Here is a 19,477-nt window from a genome sequence, read left to right on the forward strand (position 1 = left end):
ACCCGGTGCCTTACCGCTTGGCGATACCCCAACTACTATTTGACTGCAAGCTGATAAATGGTGCGGGACGAGGGACTTGAACCCACACACCTCTCGGCGCCAGAACCTAAATCTGGTGCGTCTACCAATTTCGCCAGTCCCGCAAATTTGGTGGCTACAGCGAGATTCGAACTTGCGACCCCAACATTATGAGTGTTGTGCTCTAACCAACTGAGCTATGTAGCCATCATTTGCTTTACCTTATCGGCTTTGCGGGGCGTATTATCCTGATTTGACCTATTCTCGTCAATCATTTTTTTGCAAAAAACAGATTTTTTGATTTAGTTGATTATAAATAAAACGCTTTTGCTATTTTTTGTTCACATCAAGAACGGAGATCATTCCAACAAAATGCTTCCAATGCAAAGAACTAAATTGCCCTGGAATGTACCAATTAGAAATGGTTCCATCAAGATATAAGGCTTCCTGACAACCAATTTTAAGCAAACCTTGACTCAAGGTATAAAGATTAGGCTCACCTCTTATCGTCATCAAAAACAGCAATTCATTTTGCTTCGTCAAACACACGGCATTACGCTTATGATAGCTTTCTAGGCTTGCTCTAAATTGCGAATTTATTTTGCCATGAATAATCAACATCGGGCCTGATTGCAGGGCAAAATCCGGTTTGAGTTTACTTTTCTGATAAGCGGCGGTGGTTAAAATGTAGGGCTTATTTTTTGCAATGGCAAACACACCATTGGGTTGTACATGAAAGTTACCTTTGCCTGATTTTGTATTTAACGCATTGAGCTCTTTTCCATGCTCAATCCATAATCCCGCTGGCGTGTTATTCATGCTATAAATGCCTGCATTCATGATCATTTTCACGTTATAGCTAGGCTCTAAGGCATTTTTGAGACGCGTTAGACTTTGATAATCTTTACCTTCAGAATCTTTCCAATGTAGCTGTACTTCTTCGGGCTTTGCTTGAAAAATTCCGTAAGTAATATTGCCATCATCAAAAGTTCGGTATTCCGCTAGAGCTGGCACACTCATCAGTAACGATGCGCTACTGAAAAGTGCGGTCAAAAATTTAATCGTTTTTTTCATTTAAAGGATGGGTTAAATGCAACGCATTTGAAAAGGCATGCAACCCTTCTGCATTACCCGATCTCATCATGGATTGCATGGTTTGGGTTGGAGCATGAATAAGTTTATTTGTTAATTTATAACTTAATTCTTGTAGAATCTTTTCAGCATTCTCACCTTGTTGAATTTGGTGTAACGCTTTTTCGAGTAATTCTTGGCGAGTATTTTCTGCCTCATCACGATAATGACGAATTAAATTAGAGAACTGTTGCACTTTCAACCACTCAAAGAAGGCATTACATTCTTGCGTGATGATATCTTGTGCTTGCTCTGATGCTTGCTCACGTTGAGAAAGATTGCGTTGGATAATATCTTGCAAATCATCCACGGTGTAATGATACACACTTTCTAATTCCGAGATGTTTTCATCAATATCACGAGGTACGGCGATATCAACCATTAAAGTCGGTCTAAATTGGCGTGCTTTCTCTGCAATTTCAGCCATCGCTTTAGTGATTAAAATAGTCGGACTGCCTGTAGAGCTGATGACAATATCGGCTTGATTTAGTGGTGTTTGCAATTCATCAAGCGAATACACATCAATCGGTGTATTAGACGCTAATTTTTCCACCAACTGCTCAGCACGAGATAAAGTGCGGTTAGCAATCATCAGTTTTTTTACACCGTGGCGTAATAAATGACGGCTCACCAATTCAATGGTTTCTCCTGCCCCAACAAGTAAAATTTGTAGTTCACGTAAAGATTCAAAAATCTGACGAGCCAAACTACAAGCTGCATAAGCCACCGATACGGCACTTTCACCAATATTAGTTTCAGTGCGCACACGTTTTGCCGTAGCAAAGGTTTTTTGGAACAAACGAGAAAGCGTGCTTGAAAGTGGAATATTCGCCGCTTGATAATAATCTTCACTGATTTGGAACGCTTGTTTCACCTGTCCTAAAATTTGCGGCTCGCCCAAAATTAATGAATCCAAACCACACGCCACGCGCATTAAATGATTTGCGGCTTGTTGATTTTGATGTGCGTAAATACTTTTATTTAATTCATCTACAGAAAGTTGATGAATGTTAGCAAACCAATTTATACAGTTCGTTTGCCATTGTTTACACTCTTGGGGTGAAATTTGACGATGATGAAGATAAATCTCTGTACGGTTACAGGTAGAAAGAATAACCGCACTTTCTGCCAAATCTTGTTGGTGAATTTGTTGTAAGGCAAGCTGCCGCTTTTCTTCAGAAAAAGCGACTTTCTCACGAACAGCGACAGAAGCTGTTTTATGATTAATGCCTAGAACAAGAAGGGTCATAAAAACCTAATAAAAACAACCGCACTTTTATGAATAGGCGGCTTAAGTAGAAAGTAAAAGTTTCGCTATTTTAATGAATTGTTGAGAATTGAGCAAATTTCAAGAGAAAAAACTCAAGCAAATAACTAAAATGAGTTAAAACTTATCTTTTGCTAAACGCCATTGTGTAAATTCGTCTAAATTTTTTGCTTGTAAAAACGGATTAATTTGTTTCTCTAAGCCAATTGTTGTTGGCAAACTCGCTTTCCCCTCTGCACGATAACGCTCCACTAAAACACGTTGATTTTCAACCGCACTTTTATCCGCCAATACGCTTTCCGCAAAAGCTAAATTACCCAGCGTATATTCATGAGCGGGGCAAACAATGGTTTCATTCGGTAATTGATTAAAACGTTGCATAGATTCAAACATTTGTGCAAAATCTCCCGTGAACACACGACCACAACCTGCAGAAAATAACGCATCACCGCAAAATAGATGCCCATCCACCAAATAACTGACATGCCCTGCCGTATGGCCACCGCTTGGCAAAACTTCAATATGATAATGCGCCGTATTAATCACACCACTATCCACGATATTGGTTGCTCCTTTATTTGCACATTCTGTTGGGGCGAAAACAGGTACATTTGGATAATATTGCTTAAATTCCGCGACACCTTGCACATGATCATCGTGATTATGGGTTAATAACACCGCCTCTACGTCTAACTTATTCGATTCTAAATACGGAATTAAACGGGTTATTTCTGGGATATCGATCACAATTACGGGGAAATTTTCTCGTCTATAAAGCCAAATATAGTTATCATTGAGCGCAGGAATAGGAACTAGCATAAATTACCTTATGAAAATAGGATTAACATTGAATTGGAAAGCCAAATGGCACAAACCACTTCTTTCACCTGAAAGTTGGCAAGCGTTACCACAGGGTGAAGCCTATTGTAACGTATTAACCGATTATTTTGCCCAATGGACACCAAAAATTTTAGGCTATCAAATTCTGAAAGTCGGCGCCTTAAGTGGCGAAATCGCCTTTGAGTTGCCTTTACGTCATCAAATTGTGTTAGCTGAAAAAACAGCGCATTTTCCTACCGCACTTTTAAATGAAAGCGATAGCTTGCTCCAAGCATCGCCGTTAGCCTTGCCTTTTATTGAAAAAGAAATAGATGCCTGCTTATTAGCAAACACCTTAAATTTTGCGCAAGATCCTCACCAAATATTGCGTGAAGCTCATCGTGTTTTAAAGGATGATGGCTGGATTTTCATCACGTTATTTAATCCGATGAGCCCATTACTTTTCAAACCGAAGTTAGGTGACTTCAAATTCCGACAATATGCTACTTGGCGAGTCATTGACTGGTTATCGTTATTAAATTTTGATGTGATTGCAGAAGAAAGACTATCTATAAAACAAGAAAAGACCACGCTCTGCTCTCCGCTTACGGTCATCGTTGCTCAAAAACGAACCTATCCATTAACACTGAATCCGGAGAAAGCGCGATCAAAAATGCCGGCATTTTTAGAGCCGGCAGGTGCATTTAAAGAAATAAGAACAGAATAATTATTCTGAGACTTCTTTGATTACTGCAGAAGATGCGTTATTGATCACTGACTCAACGCCTTTTTCTGCTGCAGCTTGAGAAGAATAATATTGGCTACGGCCAATTTCTTGGTGGTTAGCCGCTTTTAATACGAAATAAGGTTTATCATTTTTCGCTACGCGATATTCAAAGTTTTTCGCATCCACACCATTTTTTTGTACTGATGCAATACCGTTTTCAGCTGATGCTTTAGTTTTATAAAGTTCGCTAGTTAAAATCACTTGTCCGTTTGCTGCTTTTAAGTTGAACATAAATTGTCCGTCTTTAGCCACTTTTAATTCATAAAATCCTTGAGCCATAATATCTCCCAATTGGTTGATTTGTTTATAATTTTACCCACACAGAAAATGCCTTTCTGCGCCAAGCTAATTTACCCTTAAAAATCAAGGAAAACAAGAGCAAAAGTGCATAAATTTTATGCTTGATTAGCTCTCTAAACTCCCCTATGATGCTGGGGCTTTTTATAACAGGAACAATTATGACCGAACAAACATTTATTCCCGGCAAAGATGCCGCACTTGAAGACAGTATTTCAAAATTTCAACAAAAATTGACCGCACTTGGTTTCAATATTGAAGAAGCCTCTTGGCTTAATCCTGTGCCAAATGTATGGTCTGTACACATTCGTGATAAGGATTGCCCACAATGTTTTTCTAACGGCAAAGGCGCAAGTAAAAAAGCAGCGTTAGCATCTGCATTAGGTGAATATTTCGAACGTCTTTCCACCAACTATTTCTTTGCTGATTTCTATTTAGGACAAGAAATTGCTAATAGTGATTTTGTTCATTACCCCACTGAAAAATGGTTTCCAATTGAAGATGACGCCCTTTTACCAGAAGGAATTTTAGATGATTATCTATGGGATTATTTCGATCCAAACCAAGAACTAACGCCTGAATTACTCGTGGACCTGCAATCCGGTAATTACGATCGTGGTATTGTCGCCATGCCTTATGTGAGCCAATCCGATCAACAAACCGTCTATATTCCACAAAGTATCATTGCGAATTTGTATGTTTCTAATGGGATGTCCGCTGGTAACACAAGAAATGAAGCGCGTGTGCAAGGGCTTTCAGAAGTCTTTGAGCGCTATGTGAAAAATCGCATTATTGCAGAAGCCATCAGTCTTCCTGAAATTCCAAAATCCGTGATGGATCGCTATCCATCCATTCAAGCCTCTATTGCAAAATTAGAGGAAGAAGGCTTCCCTATTTATGCTTTCGATGCCTCATTAGGTGGAAAATATCCTGTGATTTGTGTGGTATTACTTAATCCTAATAACGGCACTTGTTTTGCCTCTTTTGGTGCACATCCGAATTTCCAAGTGGCATTAGAACGTACCGTAACAGAGCTTTTACAAGGTCGCAGTTTAAAAGATCTCGATGTATTCTCTCCTCCATCATTTAATAATGATGATGTGGCGGAACACGCTAACCTTGAAACACACTTCATTGATTCTAGCGGTTTAATTTCTTGGGATTTATTCAAAAATACGCCAGATTATGAGTTTGTAGATTGGGATTTCTCTGGTTCAACACAAGAAGAATATGAAAACTTGATGGCAATCTTTAATGCAGAGGAAAAAGAAGTCTACATCATGGATTACAACCATTTAGACGTTTACGCTTGCCGCATTATCGTACCAGGCATGTCTGATATCTATCCTGCTGATGACCTCATTTATGCCAATAACAATATGGGGATGGACTGGCGCGAGATTTTATTAGATTTACCACACCATCATCATGATGCTGAAACTTACGAAGAGTTGTTAGCAGAATTAGATGAGCAAGATATTGACGATGCCACACGTGTTCGTGAATTTATCGGTATCGTGGCACCAAAAGCAAGCGGTTGGACAACATTACGTGTTGGTGAGCTTAAATCCATGCTTTACTTAGCATTAGGTGAATTAGAATTAGCCTTAGATTGGGCAAACTGGACGATGAATATGAACAGCTCTGTATTTACGCCAGAACGTGTGAATTACTATCGTGCCTTAATCAGTATCATTGAATTGCATTTAGACAATACTCGCGATCCACAACAATATCGTACTGTATTTGAAAGAATGTATGGCAAAAAAGCCGTTCAACAAGCTTGGGCTGCGGTAGCAGAAAAAGGTAACCCATTCTATAACTTGCCAGCCAGCGATGAAACGCTTGAAAACTTTAAAGAACATCAAGCTTTACTTGGCGCTTATGCGAAATTACAAAAAGCTAAACGAGAAAATTGGAAATAGACGATTTTCTCTCAATCATAAGGCGGACTTTATGTCTGCCTTATTTATTTCCGCATTAAAAAACTGCTTTAAAATCAACCGCACTTTTCACACAAAAACGCTTAAATTTATGCTATAATTCGTCACAATTTTTTGATCAAAAAAGGAATAAAAATGACGGATTCAATCCATTCCTCTATTACCCCAGTCAATATTGAAGAAGAACTCAAATCTTCTTACCTTGACTACGCCATGTCGGTGATTGTTGGGCGTGCTTTGCCTGATGTGCGTGACGGTTTAAAACCGGTGCATCGACGTGTGCTTTTCTCCATGGATCAATCTGGCATCACTGCCGGCAAAAAATACGTAAAATCTGCCCGTGTTGTAGGTGATGTAATCGGTAAATATCACCCGCACGGTGATTCTGCGGTGTATGACACCATTGTGCGTATGGCGCAGCCGTTTTCATTACGCTACATGTTGGTAGATGGGCAAGGTAACTTCGGTTCAATCGACGGTGACGCGCCAGCAGCAATGCGTTATACCGAAGTTCGTATGCAAAAAATTACCCAAGCGCTATTAACTGACTTGGATAAAGAAACCGTAAATTTCTCGCCAAACTATGATGGCGAATTAATGATTCCGGACGTATTACCAACCCGTATTCCAGCACTTTTAGCAAACGGTTCTTCCGGTATTGCGGTGGGGATGGCAACGAATATTCCTCCACACAACTTAAATGAAGTTTTAGATGGCTGCTTGGCTTATATTGATAACGAAAACATCACCATTGATGAGTTAATGCAATATATCCCGGGCCCAGACTTCCCGACAGCAGCATTAATTAATGGCCGTAAAGGGATTGAAGAAGCTTATCGCACCGGTCGCGGCAAAGTGTATGTTCGCGCTCGCGCTAGCGTAGAAACCACAGATAAAGGCAAAGAGCAAATCATTGTGACCGAATTGCCTTATCAAGTGAACAAAGCCAAATTAGTGGAAAAAATTGCAGAGCTTATCAAAGATAAAAAAATTGAAGGCATCAGCAATATTATCGATCTTTCTAACAAAGAAGGGATCCGCATTGAAATCGACATCAAACGTGATGCCGTAGGTGAAGTGGTATTAAATCACCTCTATGCGCTTACACAAATGCAGGTGACCTTCGGGATCAACATGGTGGCCTTAGATCACGGTCAACCACGTTTATTCAACTTAAAACAAATCATTGAAGCCTTTGTGATGCACCGTCGAGAAGTGGTGATTCGCCGTTCTTTATTTGAATTGCGTAAAGCCCGCGAGCGTACCCATATTTTAGAAGGTTTAGCGGTTGCAACATCAAATATCGATGAAATCATCGATATCATCCGTCAATCGAAAGAGCGTAAAGAAGCGGCAGAAAAATTAATCTCTCGCCCTTGGAAATTGAATAACGAAATTTTAGGTTTACTTGATGCAGCGGCACGTCCAGCTGAGTTAGCGGCTGAATTTGGTATTAAAGGTTCGGATTACTATCTTTCTCCAGAACAAGTTGATGCAATCTTAGAACTTCGCTTGCATCGTTTAACCGGTCTTGCTACCGAAGAAGTAATCAATGAATACAAAGAGTTATTGGTTAAAATTGCAGAACTTCTCCACATCATCAACAGCCCTGAGCGTTTGATGGAAGTGATTCGTGAAGAGCTTGAACAAGTACGCGCACAATTCGCGGATGAACGTCGTACCGAAATTACTGCGGCTTCTGGTGATATTGATTTAGAAGATTTAATTGCTCAAGAAGATGTGGTAGTGACCCTTTCTCACGAAGGTTATGTGAAATATCAACCGCTTACCGACTACGAAGCTCAACGTCGTGGTGGTAAAGGTAAATCTGCAACGAAGATGAAAGATGAAGACTTCATCGAAAAACTCTTAGTGGCGAATACTCACGATACGATTCTCTGCTTCTCTAGTCGTGGTCGCTTATATTGGTTGAAAGTCTATCAATTACCACAAGCTAGCCGTGGTGCTCGTGGTCGTCCAATTGTAAATATTCTACCGTTACAAGAAAACGAGCGTATTACCGCAATCTTGCCAATCTCTGCTTATGAAGAAGATAAATTCGTCATCATGGCAACCGCTGGTGGTATTGTGAAGAAAATTGCACTAACCGAATTCAGCCGCCCACGTTCAAGCGGTATCATCGCCTTGAACTTACGTGATGAAGATGAATTAATCGGTGTGGATATCACTGACGGTTCTAACGAAATCATGCTGTTCTCTTCGCAAGGTCGTGTAGTGCGTTTCGCTGAAAGTGCAGTCCGTGCAATGGGTCGTTTAGCAACAGGTGTACGCGGTATTAAACTTGCCCTCACCAACGACATCGCTGACGATGAAAGTGCGGTCGAAATTGAAGAGGTTTCTGACGATAATGCAGAAGAAACACTCGATCTAAACATCGATAAAGTGGTTTCCTTAGTTGTGCCGAAAAATGACGGCGCCATCCTTACGGCTACGCAAAACGGTTACGGTAAACGCACGCAATTAAGCGAGTACCCAACCAAATCGCGTAATACCAAAGGGGTGATTTCGATTAAAGTGAGCGAACGTAACGGTAAAGTCGTTGCTGCGACACAAGTAGAAGAAACTGACCAAATTATGCTTATCACTGATGCAGGTACCTTAGTGCGTACTCGTGTAAGTGAAGTCAGCATCGTTGGCCGTAACACTCAAGGGGTTCGTTTAATTCGTACCGCAGAAGATGAACACGTAGTTAGTCTTGAACGTGTTTGTGATGTGGATGATGAAGACGAAGGCACTGAAGATGTGACTTCTGAAGAATAATTGATCTTCCATTAAATAAAAGCCCCGCGTTTTGATTCGCGGGGCTTTTTTATTGCTCTCTAAAAATCTCTTTTAGGGATCTATTCTATTGATGAAAACTACTCGCCTTCTTCTAATTCATCAGCCATTGCAGCCAAGATTTCACGGGTTAAATACGCTAATGAACGATAGAAAGGAAGTGTGGCATAAGTTTCTACTTGGGTTAAGAATTTTGCTGCGCAAGGCAAGAGAAAATCACCGAATAAATCCTGTTGAGCGGATAGCGATTCCGTGTTGTCTTCTAACCAAGAAGCTGTAAGCAATAACAAGGCGAAATGATCCACATTCTCTGCCTCAGGCACATTACGAGTATTACGGAAATCCACAAAACGTTGCACATCCATATCATAACTTGAAATAGCTGTCGGCACGTTACCGTTTGGACCAAACAATTTTTGATATTCTTGATCAAGCAACGTTAAATCAATTTTCATCTGTAAATTATCAATGGTCGCTTCGCTTTCTTTATCCGTAGAAAGTGCCCACACTTGACTTAAACCTTGTTGTTGCAGCCAATCAAATACCCCACTCAAAATTGGATCCGTAGGGCTGCGATAAAATAAATTGCCGAATAGACGGCTTATTAAAGAAAAATTATTCACTTGAGTTTCTGACATCTGTTGCTTTCCTATGATTGTGCTCAAGATTGAGCTAAAAGTGCGGTCAATTTTTCCGTTGTTTTTTCAGCTGCTTCATCAAGCATCGCTTGGCGAGTAGCATCATCGATAATATGAACATCGCCAAATAAAGTGTAATCCACATTCTCGATACCGCAATAATTAAATAAACCATTGATTAAACAATGATTGAGGGATTTATCCACGCCGTATTCTTGATATTTTGCTACGCTACTCCCTATGGTAATAAATTGTTGCATCGCTTTATCTTGAAGCAGACCTTTGGATTCGCCATTTTCTGTTTTATAAGCAAAACCATGGCTTAATACACGATCCAAATAGCCTTTCAACATGGCGGGAAAACCCATCCACCATAAAGGATAAACCATCGTAATCAAATCTGCTTGGCGGATAAAATCATGTTCCTGCTGAATTTCCGCCGGGATAATCCCCTTATTGGCCGATTGTAATTCTTCAAAGGAAATAATCGGGTTAAATTTCATGGTGTAAAGATCACGCAAATGGGTTTCAACACCAAGCTGTTGGCTTGCTTTTACAATGCGATCCACGATGGCTCGACCAAAACTTTTTTGGCTATTGGGATGCGCAAAAATAATCAAATGATTCATTCTGTTACCTTTTTAACTAACAATGTAATACCATCAACGCATTCTACCACCACAAGATCATTCACTGTCAAATGCTCGCCTTGAATACGCCATGTGGTATCGCCAAAAGCACCACGACCAATCCCGTTAGAACCGATTTCTAATACTGTGCCTTTTTTACCTAACAAAGTATGATCCCGTTGGTTTAAGGTTGTACGTGATTGATCCTGATTATCTTTGCTATGTTGGTATTTCCACCAAAGCAGCGAGAGAATAATCGCTAAAATCGCATAAAAAACGGCTAACGCGGTTAAGGATAAACTCGGTACTAACGCCATTACGCCTGCCGTCACAATTGCAGCCAAGCCCCACCACAATAAAAATACACCGGGTACAAGGGTTTCAGCGATTAACAATACAAAACCTAATACCAACCAATGCCACACCGACCAAGTTGTTAACCAATCTGCCATATCAACTCCTTGAGAGAAAAAGTGCGGTCATTTTTAACCGCACTTTAAGAAATTACGCTTTTTTATCGCCTTTTAACAGTTCGGCAATACCCGCTACCGAGCCAATTAAATTGCCGGCTTCAAGCGGCATCATGACTACTTTGCTATTCGGTGAACCACCAATTTGTTTTAAAGCTTCTGTGTATTTTTGTGCGATGAAGTAATTGATCGCTTTGGTATCACCGCTAGCAATTGCTTCTGACACCATTTGGGTTGCTTTCGCTTCTGCTTCCGCTGCACGCTCACGTGCTTCTGCTTGTAAGAAGGCTTCTTGACGCTCCCCTTCTGCTTTCAGAATGCGGGCTTGTTTTTCCCCTTCTGCACGTAAAATTTCTGCCTGACGGATCCCTTCCGCTTCTAAGACTTCCGCACGTTTATTACGTTCTGCTTTCATTTGTGCGTTCATTGAATCAATCAACTCACGTGGTGGACGCACATCGCGAATTTCAATACGAGTAACTTTAATTCCCCAAGGATTGGTCGCTTCATCCACAATTGCCAACAAACGACCGTTAATGGAGTCACGTTGGGAAAGCATTTCATCCAATTCCATCGAACCTAATACAGTACGAATGTTAGTCATGGTTAAATTGATAATCGCCTGTTCTAAATGATTCACCTCATAAGCCGCGCTACGGGCATCAATCACCTGAACGAAACAGACCGCATCAATAGATACGTTGGCGTTATCCTTAGAAATGACTTCTTGTGATGGAATATCTAATACCTGTTCCATCATATTGATCTTACGGCCAACACGATCCACAAATGGTACGACAAAGTTTAAGCCAGGCATTAAAGTGTGGGTATAACGCCCAAAACGCTCAATCGTCCAGTTATAACCTTGCGGTACAGTTTTAAGTGCTGAAAAAAGTACGACTACAACTAATACAATAAAGACGATTGCGGCAACAGATAAGCCTTCCATAGATTGCTCCTTAATGTGAGGAAATATAAGAAAAGTCTAACAAATTAGACCGCACTTTGTATATAAATATATTTATCATTTTCTCTTATAAATTCAAAAAGATGCGTGATGCAATTCGGGGCATCTAAATCTTGATGAGAGACGAATAATAGTTGGGTTTTACTATTATTGACCAGTTGCTCAATAAAATGTTTTACTAGCTTGCGATTTAATCCATCAAGCCCTTGAAAAGGTTCATCTAAAATCAAAACAGGCGGATATTTCACCATCGCACGTGTGATTAAAAGCAAACGTTGCTGCCCCCAAGAAAGTGAACGAAATGGCGTTTTTGCTAAATGAGTCAGATTTAAACGAGCTAACCACTGCATGGCTTTCAAACGAATTGCCTCTGGCACTTGTTGATAAATCCCTATACTGTCAAAAAAGCCAGAAATAATCACATCTAGCACGGAACAATTCACACGATAATCTAAATGCAGTTGACTGCTTACGTAACCAATTTTTTGTTTAATATTCCAAATGGTTTCGCCTGAACCACGTTGTTTACCAAAGATCACCACATGATTCGCAAAGGCTTGAGGATGATCACCTGTAATTAACGAAAGTAAGGTAGACTTCCCTGCACCATTTGGTCCTTTAATCCACCAATTTTGATTTGGCTGAACAACCCAATTTAAATGATCCAAAATCACTTTATCGCCATACTGGACCGTGACATTTTTAAGTTCAAAGTGCAGTTGATTTTCAGGCAGTTTTAGTAATGGTGACGCTGGTTCTGGCAAAGCCACATCAACAGATTGCTCCGCATACACTAATTGTTGATAAATACTTTGTTGCTCAATGGATTGGCGTTCACCTTCTAATACTAACTCTAAATTTTCCAACATAGCTAAATGAGTCGCTTCAGCCGGAATATCAGCCAGACGATTAACAATTAGAACGATTGCACATTCTTTTTTTAGTTCGTTCAACATCACCATCCAATCTTTTACTGATTGCTGATCTAGCCCTTCAAAAGGTTCATCTAAAATTAATAAATCGGGCTTTTGCAATAATGTTTGTGCCAATAAGACTTTTCGTGTTTCCCCAGTAGAAAGTTTGATAAAGAAACGATCTAAGAGATAAGTAATCCCTAATTTTTCTGCAATTTGTTCACAAAAAGTGAGTTCCGTGCTGCCATTTAAAATGGTTTCTCTTGCCGTTTTACCAAAGAAATCTGGATCGGTATCATCGTTGTTTAAATTCTTTAATGTGGCTTCAAGAATTTCTCGTTGTTTTTCAAAAGAAAAGGAGTGAACACGTTTGAAGGAATTATGGTACTCCCCTTCCTGTAAAGGTAACTCATTTTGCAAAGCTAAAGCAAACGCCGATTTCCCACTCCCATTACTGCCTACCACAACCCAATATTGTTGTGGCTCAATCGCAAAGTGCGGTAAGTTTAAGGTCTGTTTTTGATAAAGCTTAAATTTTGCTTGCTGAATTAAAAGTGCCATTCTCTTTCCTTTAAAAACAAAAGGCGAGCAATTGCCCGCCTTATTAGATTAATTTAATTAACCGTTTTTACGCTCTTCTTCCATACATACTGCCGCAGTAAATAATACGTCAGTTGAAGAGTTTAGCGCGGTTTCTGTTGAATCTTGTAAGATACCAATCACGAAACCTACACCGATCATTTGAGCTGCAATGTCATCATTAATACCAAATAAGCTACAAGCTAATGGAATTAACAATAATGAACCACCAGCCACACCAGAAGCACCACATGCACAAAGCGCCGCAACAATACTTAATAACACCGCACTGATGAAAGATACTTCGATGCCTAATGTATGAACAGCTGCTAGCGTTAATACAGTAATGGTAATTGCCGCACCCGCCATATTGATATTTGCACCTAATGGAATTGCCACAGAATAGGTTTCTTCATCAAGATTTAAGCGTTTTGCTAATTCAATGTTTACAGGAATGTTTGCTGCAGAGCTACGTGTAAAGAATGCCGTTACACCACTTTCGCGTACACAAGTCCACACTAATGGATATGGATTACGACGAATTTTCCAATAAACGAGAATTGGATTAAGTACAAAGGCAGTAAATAGCATTGTACCGATTAACACGAATAATAAGTGAACATATCCACCTAACGCAGATAAGCCTTTGTCAGATAATGTTTCAGCCACTAAACCGAATACACCGAAAGGTGCAAATGAAATAATCACGTGAACAATTTTAGAAATGCCTTCTGCAAAATCAGCCACAACTTGTTTAGTTGCATCTGATGCATGACGAAGGGCTAAACCTAAACCGATAGACCACGCTAAAACACCGATAAAGTTTGCTTTGAAAATTGCATTTAATGGGTTATCCACCACATTCAATACTAAAGTAAGCATCACTTGGCCAACAGATTGAGGCGCTGAGCTCGCATCTTCTTTTACTGCAAGAGCCACATCTGATGGGAATGCCATACTTGCAATTACTGCAGCCACAGCCGCTAAGAACGTACCCAAAAGATAAAGCACGACAATTTCTTTCATGTTGCTTTTAGAACCCACTTTCTTATTAGCGAGTGCCGCCATAACAAGGAAGAAAATCAAAATTGGTGCAACTGCACGTAATGCTTTAACAAAAATTTGACCCAGCACGCCAAAGCTAGATGCAAGATCAATACCTGCTGAATTTTTTACACTCTCATTCACCAAGGCAACAAGGATCCCGAGTACCAAACCAACAGCAATTCGTTTTACCAAATTACCTTGGAACAAAAAATGAAATAAACGTGTTGTATTCATAATAGTTTTAAATGAAGATTAAGTTGAACTTCAGATCGTTACGATCCACCGAAACACGATAAAGATAGCTCAAATTTTATTTAAAAGAAAATTTTTTCTTTATTATTTTGCTAAAAAATTGAACTTTTTAAGCTAGGAATGAATTTTTTCTAAAATTTTCGCCTATAAAAAAATTTTTTCTATCCCCTATTGACATACTGTATCTAATACCAGTATATTACAACTGTATAAACAACCACTGATTAAAAACACACAAACTAAAAGGAACACAAGATGATGAACTACGCAAATACAGTTGCACAAAATGATATGACGTTTTCTTATCATCCTATGCCATTTTTCAATGATGTTGAAAGCAAATCGACATTTAATAAAAAATTAGACCTCAACCTTTATTGTATCAAACGTCCACAACAAACTTGTTTTATTCGTGTTACCAATCCGAATATGCTTGCTTGGGGGATTGAAATGGGCGATATGTTAGTGGTTGAAAAAAATGACAGCCTTTTCATTGGTGATCTTGTCGTATTAGAAAAACAAGACGAATTCCATATTTATGAATTTGCCGGCGTAAGCGGTAATGAATTTGTATTCATGGCATTAGATTCTAAAGTGGAAAATATTAAAACAACACAATGGACAAACCTTCCGTTAGTTGGCACGGTGACGAATACCATCCATCAAATGAAACCAAGAAGAGATTTAATGAAATTTGCGGCTTAAGCCAATCATCAAATAATCTAAATTCTAAATAAAGAAAAGTGCGGTTAAAATTAACCGCACTTTTTTATTGAAATAAAATTGTCATTACATCACACGACGAGATTGTGTATAAGTTCTTGACCAATAATCTTCATCCAATGAACTAATTGTTACACCTTGACTTGTACTTGCATGCATAAATTGGTTATTACCAATATAAACGCCAACATGATTGTTGCGACGGAAGAACACTAAATCACCTTTACGTAATTCATGTTTTTGGATTTGGCGACCTAAATAGCGTTGTTCTGAGGTTGAACGTGGGAGTTCCATGCCGTAAGCATCGAGAAAAGCAGTTTGCATAAATGCAGAGCAATCAATACCATGTTTTGAAGTGCCACCCATTCTGTAACGAGTACCAACCCATTCGTTATAAACTTGAGCAAGCGCTTTATCACCAATTAAACCTGATTTAGGACGGTTAGTTCTTAATTTAGGGTAAACGCCCCCTTTTTTCCCATCTAAACCAGCAATCAAACCCGTTAACTCAGCATCATCACTTTCACTAATCATGCCGTTTTGTGCCTGCCCCGAGTTGTTAGAGCAGGCTGTTGTCAAAACAGCCAAACCTACAATAATCAAAATCTTCTTTAACATAGCTTTTAAATAATAAAAAAATATAAAAACAAAACTGATCGGATTTTATCAAAAAGTCATTATGCTCGCCAGTTTTTATTGAATTTTTATGCAATTTTGTGAGTGAGATCTCAAAAAAATAAGGACTACTCAATGAGTAGCCCTTAAAAGGATTAGAATTGATTATTTTTTCTTCGCTTTTGCATTTGGAAGATCGGTAATTGAACCTTCAAATACTTCAGCTGCAAGACCCACAGACTCATGAAGTGTTGGGTGAGCATGAATCGTTAATGCGATATCTTCCGCATCACAACCCATTTCAATCGCAAGACCGATTTCACCTAACAATTCACCACCGTTAGCCCCCACGATAGCCCCACCAAGTATACGATGAGTATCTTTATCGAAGATTAATTTGGTCATACCTTCTGCACATTCAGATGCAATCGCACGACCAGAAGCAGCCCAAGGGAATTTAGCGACTTCGTAGTTTAAACCTTCTTGTTTACATTCTTTCTCAGTTTTACCGACCCAAGCCACTTCTGGTTCAGTATAAGCAATAGAAGGAATGACTTTTGGATCGAAGTAATGTTTTTTCCCTGCGATCACTTCCGCCGCAACGTGACCTTCATGAACACCTTTATGTGCTAACATTGGTTGGCCAACGATATCACCGATTGCAAAGATATGAGGCACATTCGTACGCATTTGTTTATCAACATGAATGAAACCTCGCTCATCCACTTCAACACCTGCTTTACCTGCATCAATCAATTTACCATTTGGTGTACGACCGATTGCCACTAACACTGCATCATAACGTTTAGTGTCATTACATGCTTTACCTTCCATTGAAACATAGATACCATCATCTTTTGCTTCAACTGCTGTCACTTTAGTTTCAAGCATTAACTTGAATTTTTTCTCAACTTGTTTGGTGTAGATTGCAACAACATCTTTATCTGCCGCTGGAATCACTTGGTCAAACATTTCAACCACTTCAACTTCAGAACCTAATGCATGATATACGGTACCCATCTCTAAACCGATGATACCACCACCCATGATTAACAGTTTTTTCGGTACTTCTTTTAATTTAAGTGCATCCGTTGAATCCCAAACGCGTGGATCTTCATGTGGAATGAATGGTAATTGAATTGGGCGAGAACCTGCTGCGATAATCGCATTATCAAATTTAATTGTGGTTGGTTTACCATCACGATCACGTGCTACTAATGTATGTGGATCGGTAAATGCCGCTAAGCCTTCAACAACGGTGACTTTACGTTGTTTAGCCATGCCTGCAAGACCACCAGTTAATTTCGCCACAACCGCTTCTTTACCTGCACGCACTTCATCTAAATCAATGCGAGGCTCTGCGAAATACACACCATTTTTGCTTGCATGTTTCGCTTCTTCAATTACTTTCGCTACGTGAAGTAATGCTTTAGAAGGGATACAACCTACGTTTAAACATACCCCACCTAATGTTGAATAACGTTCAACAAGTACTGTTTCTAAACCTAAGTCCGCACAACGGAATGCCGCTGAATAACCTGCAGGACCAGCACCAAGTACCACAACTTGGGTTTTAATTTCTTTACTCATTTTTACCTCGTAAAAACGTTCAAATTTTTGACCGCACTTGCGATCCCTTCTGTAAGATATGAGCCTAATCACTCACATCTTACCGTGTTAATTACATCACTAAGCGACGTAAGTCAGCTAATACGCCATTGATATAGCTTAAGAAACGAGCACCATCAGCACCATCGATCACGCGGTGGTCAAAAGATAATGATAATGGAAGCATTAAGCGTGGCTCAAATTCTTTACCATTCCAAACTGGTTGCATTTCTGATTTAGACACACCTAAGATAGCCACTTCAGGTGCATTTACAATTGGTGTAAAGTGAGTTGTACCAATACCGCCTAAGCTTGAAATGGTGAAACAACCACCTTGCATATCAGAACCTGAAAGTTTACCGTCACGTGCTTTTTTGGAGATTTCCATTAATTCACGAGAGAGTTCGATAATACCTTTTTTGTTCACGTTTTTAAATACAGGTACAACAAGACCGTTTGGTGTATCTACCGCTACGCCAATGTTGATGTATTTTTTAAGTGTTAATTTTTGACCGTCTTCAGAAATAGAGCTATTGAAACGTGGGAACGCTTCTAATGCTTTCGCTACTGCTTTCATAATGAACACAACTGGTGTAATTTTTACATCCAATTTTTGTTTTTCAACAATCTTGTTCTGTTCTTTACGGAATGCTTCTAAATCTGTGATATCAGTGCGATCGAAGTGAGTAACATGTGGAATCATTACCCAGTTACGATGTAAGTTTGCACCAGAGATTTTGTTGATACGGCTTAATTCAACTTCTTCCACTTCACCAAATTTGCTGAAGTCAACTTTCGGCCATGGTAATAAACCTAAGCCCGCACCGTTTGCCACACCATTACCCGCTGCTGCAGAAGATACAGTGCCTGTTTCAAACGCTTTAACAGCGGTTTTCACATAAGCTTGGATATCTTCTTTTACTACGCGACCTTTACGACCGGTGCCTTTTACGCGATCAAGGTTAATGCCGTATTCACGCGCTAAACGACGAATCACTGGAGTTGCATGCGCATAGCCTGCGCTTGCGACAACTTGTTCTTGGCTTAAGCCAGATACATTACCTGATTGTGCTGCCGGCGCTGCTGCAGGTGCTGCTTGAGGAGCAGGAGCTACTGCAGCTGGAGCCGCTGCTGGAGCAGGTGCTGCACCCGCCACTTCAAATTTCATAATTAATGAACCAGTTGAAACTTTATCACCTGATTTCACTAAAATTTCTTTTACCACACCCGCAAACGGAGCTGGCACTTCCATTGAGGCTTTATCGCCTTCAACGGTAATTAAAGATTGCTCTTCAGAAACGCTGTCGCCAACTGCAACCATGATTTCAGTTACGTTAACTTCATCACCACCAATATCAGGTACATTCACTTCCTTAATGGCTGAAGCTGTTGGTGCTGCTGCAGGTGCTGCCGCCTGTTGAACTGGCGCTGCGGCTGGGGCTGCACCCGCCACTTCAAATTTCATGATTAATTTGCCTGTAACAACTTTATCGCCCACGTTGATTAAAATTTCTTTTACGACACCAGCAACTGGAGCAGGGACTTCCATTGACGCTTTATCACCTTCAACATTAATGATTGATTGGTCAACTTCAACAGTATCACCGACTTTCACCATAATATCTGTCACGTTTACTTCGTCTGAACCGATATCGGGTACATTAACTTCAACTACACTTGCAGCTGCTGGTGCGGCTGCTGGCGCAGGTGCTGCTGGAGCAGGCGCTGCCGCATCCGCTGACTCTAATACAAGCATTGGTGTGCCAGTTGTGACTTTATCACCCACTTTTACTAATACTTCTTTTACCACACCGGCTTCTGGTGCAGGGACTTCCATTGAAGCTTTATCACCTTCAACATTGATAATACTTTGATCAGCGGTAATGGTATCACCTACTTTCACCATCACTTCTGTTACGGTAACTTCATCACTACCGATATCAGGAATTTGAATTTGTTTTGACATGTTATCTT

General features: G+C 39.9%; 17 protein-coding genes and 2 tRNA genes. 4 read left to right on the forward strand and 15 right to left on the reverse strand.

Annotated features, from left to right (window positions below):
* Positions 1-58 precede the first annotated feature (58 nt).
* From HMPREF3279_RS03485 to gloB, 5 genes are all read right to left on the reverse strand, one after another.
* A tRNA-Leu gene (locus HMPREF3279_RS03485) sits at positions 59-143 on the reverse strand.
* A 5-nt stretch (positions 144-148) separates the two neighbouring features.
* Positions 149-225 (reverse strand) — tRNA-Met (locus HMPREF3279_RS03490).
* A 123-nt stretch (positions 226-348) separates the two neighbouring features.
* Positions 349-1,092 (reverse strand): phosphodiester glycosidase family protein, encoded by a 744-nt coding sequence (locus tag HMPREF3279_RS03495; protein WP_070868085.1) that lies wholly within the window; start codon positions 1,090-1,092, stop codon positions 349-351.
* Entirely contained in the window at positions 1,076-2,398 is a 1,323-nt protein-coding gene (gene hemA / locus HMPREF3279_RS03500) for a glutamyl-tRNA reductase (RefSeq protein WP_070868086.1), read from the reverse strand. Before hemA ends, HMPREF3279_RS03495 begins: the two co-directional genes overlap by 17 nt.
* A 135-nt stretch (positions 2,399-2,533) precedes the next feature.
* Complete coding sequence (gene gloB / locus HMPREF3279_RS03505; protein ID WP_070868087.1) at positions 2,534-3,235, reverse strand: hydroxyacylglutathione hydrolase; 702 nt, start codon at positions 3,233-3,235, stop codon at positions 2,534-2,536.
* Positions 3,236-3,245: 10 nt separating this feature from the next.
* On the opposite strand from gloB, the gene HMPREF3279_RS03510 reads away from it, so the two are divergent.
* Positions 3,246-3,962 carry a class I SAM-dependent methyltransferase gene (locus tag HMPREF3279_RS03510; RefSeq protein ID WP_070868088.1) on the forward strand — a complete coding sequence of 239 codons (717 nt, stop codon included), beginning with the start codon at positions 3,246-3,248 and terminating at the stop codon, positions 3,960-3,962.
* On the opposite strand, the gene HMPREF3279_RS03515 is transcribed toward HMPREF3279_RS03510, so the two are convergent.
* Entirely contained in the window at positions 3,963-4,301 is a 339-nt protein-coding gene (locus HMPREF3279_RS03515; protein ID WP_049370256.1) for a YegP family protein, read from the reverse strand.
* Between the two features lie 179 nt (positions 4,302-4,480).
* Between HMPREF3279_RS03515 and ycaO the strand changes: the two genes are divergently transcribed.
* Entirely contained in the window at positions 4,481-6,244 is a 1,764-nt protein-coding gene (gene ycaO / locus HMPREF3279_RS03520) for a 30S ribosomal protein S12 methylthiotransferase accessory factor YcaO (protein ID WP_049370255.1), read from the forward strand.
* 153 nt (positions 6,245-6,397) lie between these two features.
* Positions 6,398-9,043, forward strand: coding sequence for a DNA topoisomerase (ATP-hydrolyzing) subunit A (gene gyrA, locus HMPREF3279_RS03525; protein ID WP_014065640.1), 2,646 nt, complete (start codon positions 6,398-6,400; stop codon positions 9,041-9,043).
* A 98-nt stretch (positions 9,044-9,141) separates the two neighbouring features.
* Here gyrA and HMPREF3279_RS03530 read toward each other — a convergent pair whose 3' ends face one another.
* From HMPREF3279_RS03530 to sstT, 6 genes are read right to left on the reverse strand one after another with little or no spacing between them, the layout of a single operon-like run.
* Entirely contained in the window at positions 9,142-9,699 is a 558-nt protein-coding gene (locus HMPREF3279_RS03530) for a TorD/DmsD family molecular chaperone (protein WP_049374019.1), read from the reverse strand.
* A gap of 23 nt (positions 9,700-9,722) precedes the next feature.
* Positions 9,723-10,328 carry an NAD(P)H-dependent oxidoreductase gene (locus HMPREF3279_RS03535; RefSeq protein WP_049374020.1) on the reverse strand — a complete coding sequence of 202 codons (606 nt, stop codon included), beginning with the start codon at positions 10,326-10,328 and terminating at the stop codon, positions 9,723-9,725.
* Positions 10,325-10,780 carry an NfeD family protein gene (locus HMPREF3279_RS03540; RefSeq protein ID WP_049374021.1) on the reverse strand — a complete coding sequence of 152 codons (456 nt, stop codon included), beginning with the start codon at positions 10,778-10,780 and terminating at the stop codon, positions 10,325-10,327. The genes HMPREF3279_RS03535 and HMPREF3279_RS03540 overlap by 4 nt, the downstream gene beginning before the upstream one ends.
* A 52-nt stretch (positions 10,781-10,832) precedes the next feature.
* Positions 10,833-11,747, reverse strand: coding sequence for an SPFH domain-containing protein (locus HMPREF3279_RS03545; RefSeq protein ID WP_049370905.1), 915 nt, complete (start codon positions 11,745-11,747; stop codon positions 10,833-10,835).
* Positions 11,748-11,791: 44 nt separating this feature from the next.
* Entirely contained in the window at positions 11,792-13,240 is a 1,449-nt protein-coding gene (gene modF, locus HMPREF3279_RS03550) for a molybdate ABC transporter ATP-binding protein ModF (RefSeq protein ID WP_070868089.1), read from the reverse strand.
* Between the two features lie 57 nt (positions 13,241-13,297).
* Entirely contained in the window at positions 13,298-14,539 is a 1,242-nt protein-coding gene (gene sstT / locus HMPREF3279_RS03555; RefSeq protein ID WP_070868090.1) for a serine/threonine transporter SstT, read from the reverse strand.
* Between the two features lie 273 nt (positions 14,540-14,812).
* Here sstT and HMPREF3279_RS03560 point away from each other — a divergent pair, with 273 nt between their 5' ends.
* Complete coding sequence (locus HMPREF3279_RS03560) at positions 14,813-15,262, forward strand: LexA family protein (protein ID WP_075875252.1); 450 nt, start codon at positions 14,813-14,815, stop codon at positions 15,260-15,262.
* A gap of 84 nt (positions 15,263-15,346) precedes the next feature.
* Here HMPREF3279_RS03560 and HMPREF3279_RS03565 read toward each other — a convergent pair whose 3' ends face one another.
* The 3 genes from HMPREF3279_RS03565 to aceF all read right to left on the reverse strand — a co-directional run bounded on the left by HMPREF3279_RS03565 (position 15,347) and on the right by aceF (position 19,469).
* Positions 15,347-15,898 carry an NlpC/P60 family protein gene (locus tag HMPREF3279_RS03565; protein ID WP_005695690.1) on the reverse strand — a complete coding sequence of 184 codons (552 nt, stop codon included), beginning with the start codon at positions 15,896-15,898 and terminating at the stop codon, positions 15,347-15,349.
* 162 nt (positions 15,899-16,060) lie between these two features.
* Entirely contained in the window at positions 16,061-17,485 is a 1,425-nt protein-coding gene (gene lpdA, locus HMPREF3279_RS03570; RefSeq protein WP_070868091.1) for a dihydrolipoyl dehydrogenase, read from the reverse strand.
* A 91-nt stretch (positions 17,486-17,576) separates the two neighbouring features.
* Positions 17,577-19,469: a pyruvate dehydrogenase complex dihydrolipoyllysine-residue acetyltransferase gene (aceF, locus tag HMPREF3279_RS03575; protein ID WP_070868092.1), complete on the reverse strand. Its 1,893-nt coding sequence runs from the start codon at positions 19,467-19,469 to the stop codon at positions 17,577-17,579.
* Positions 19,470-19,477: the final 8 nt, after the last annotated feature.

The sequence above is a fragment of the Haemophilus sp. HMSC71H05 genome (genome assembly GCF_001838635.1).
GTDB lineage: Bacteria > Pseudomonadota > Gammaproteobacteria > Enterobacterales > Pasteurellaceae > Haemophilus_D > Haemophilus_D parainfluenzae_R.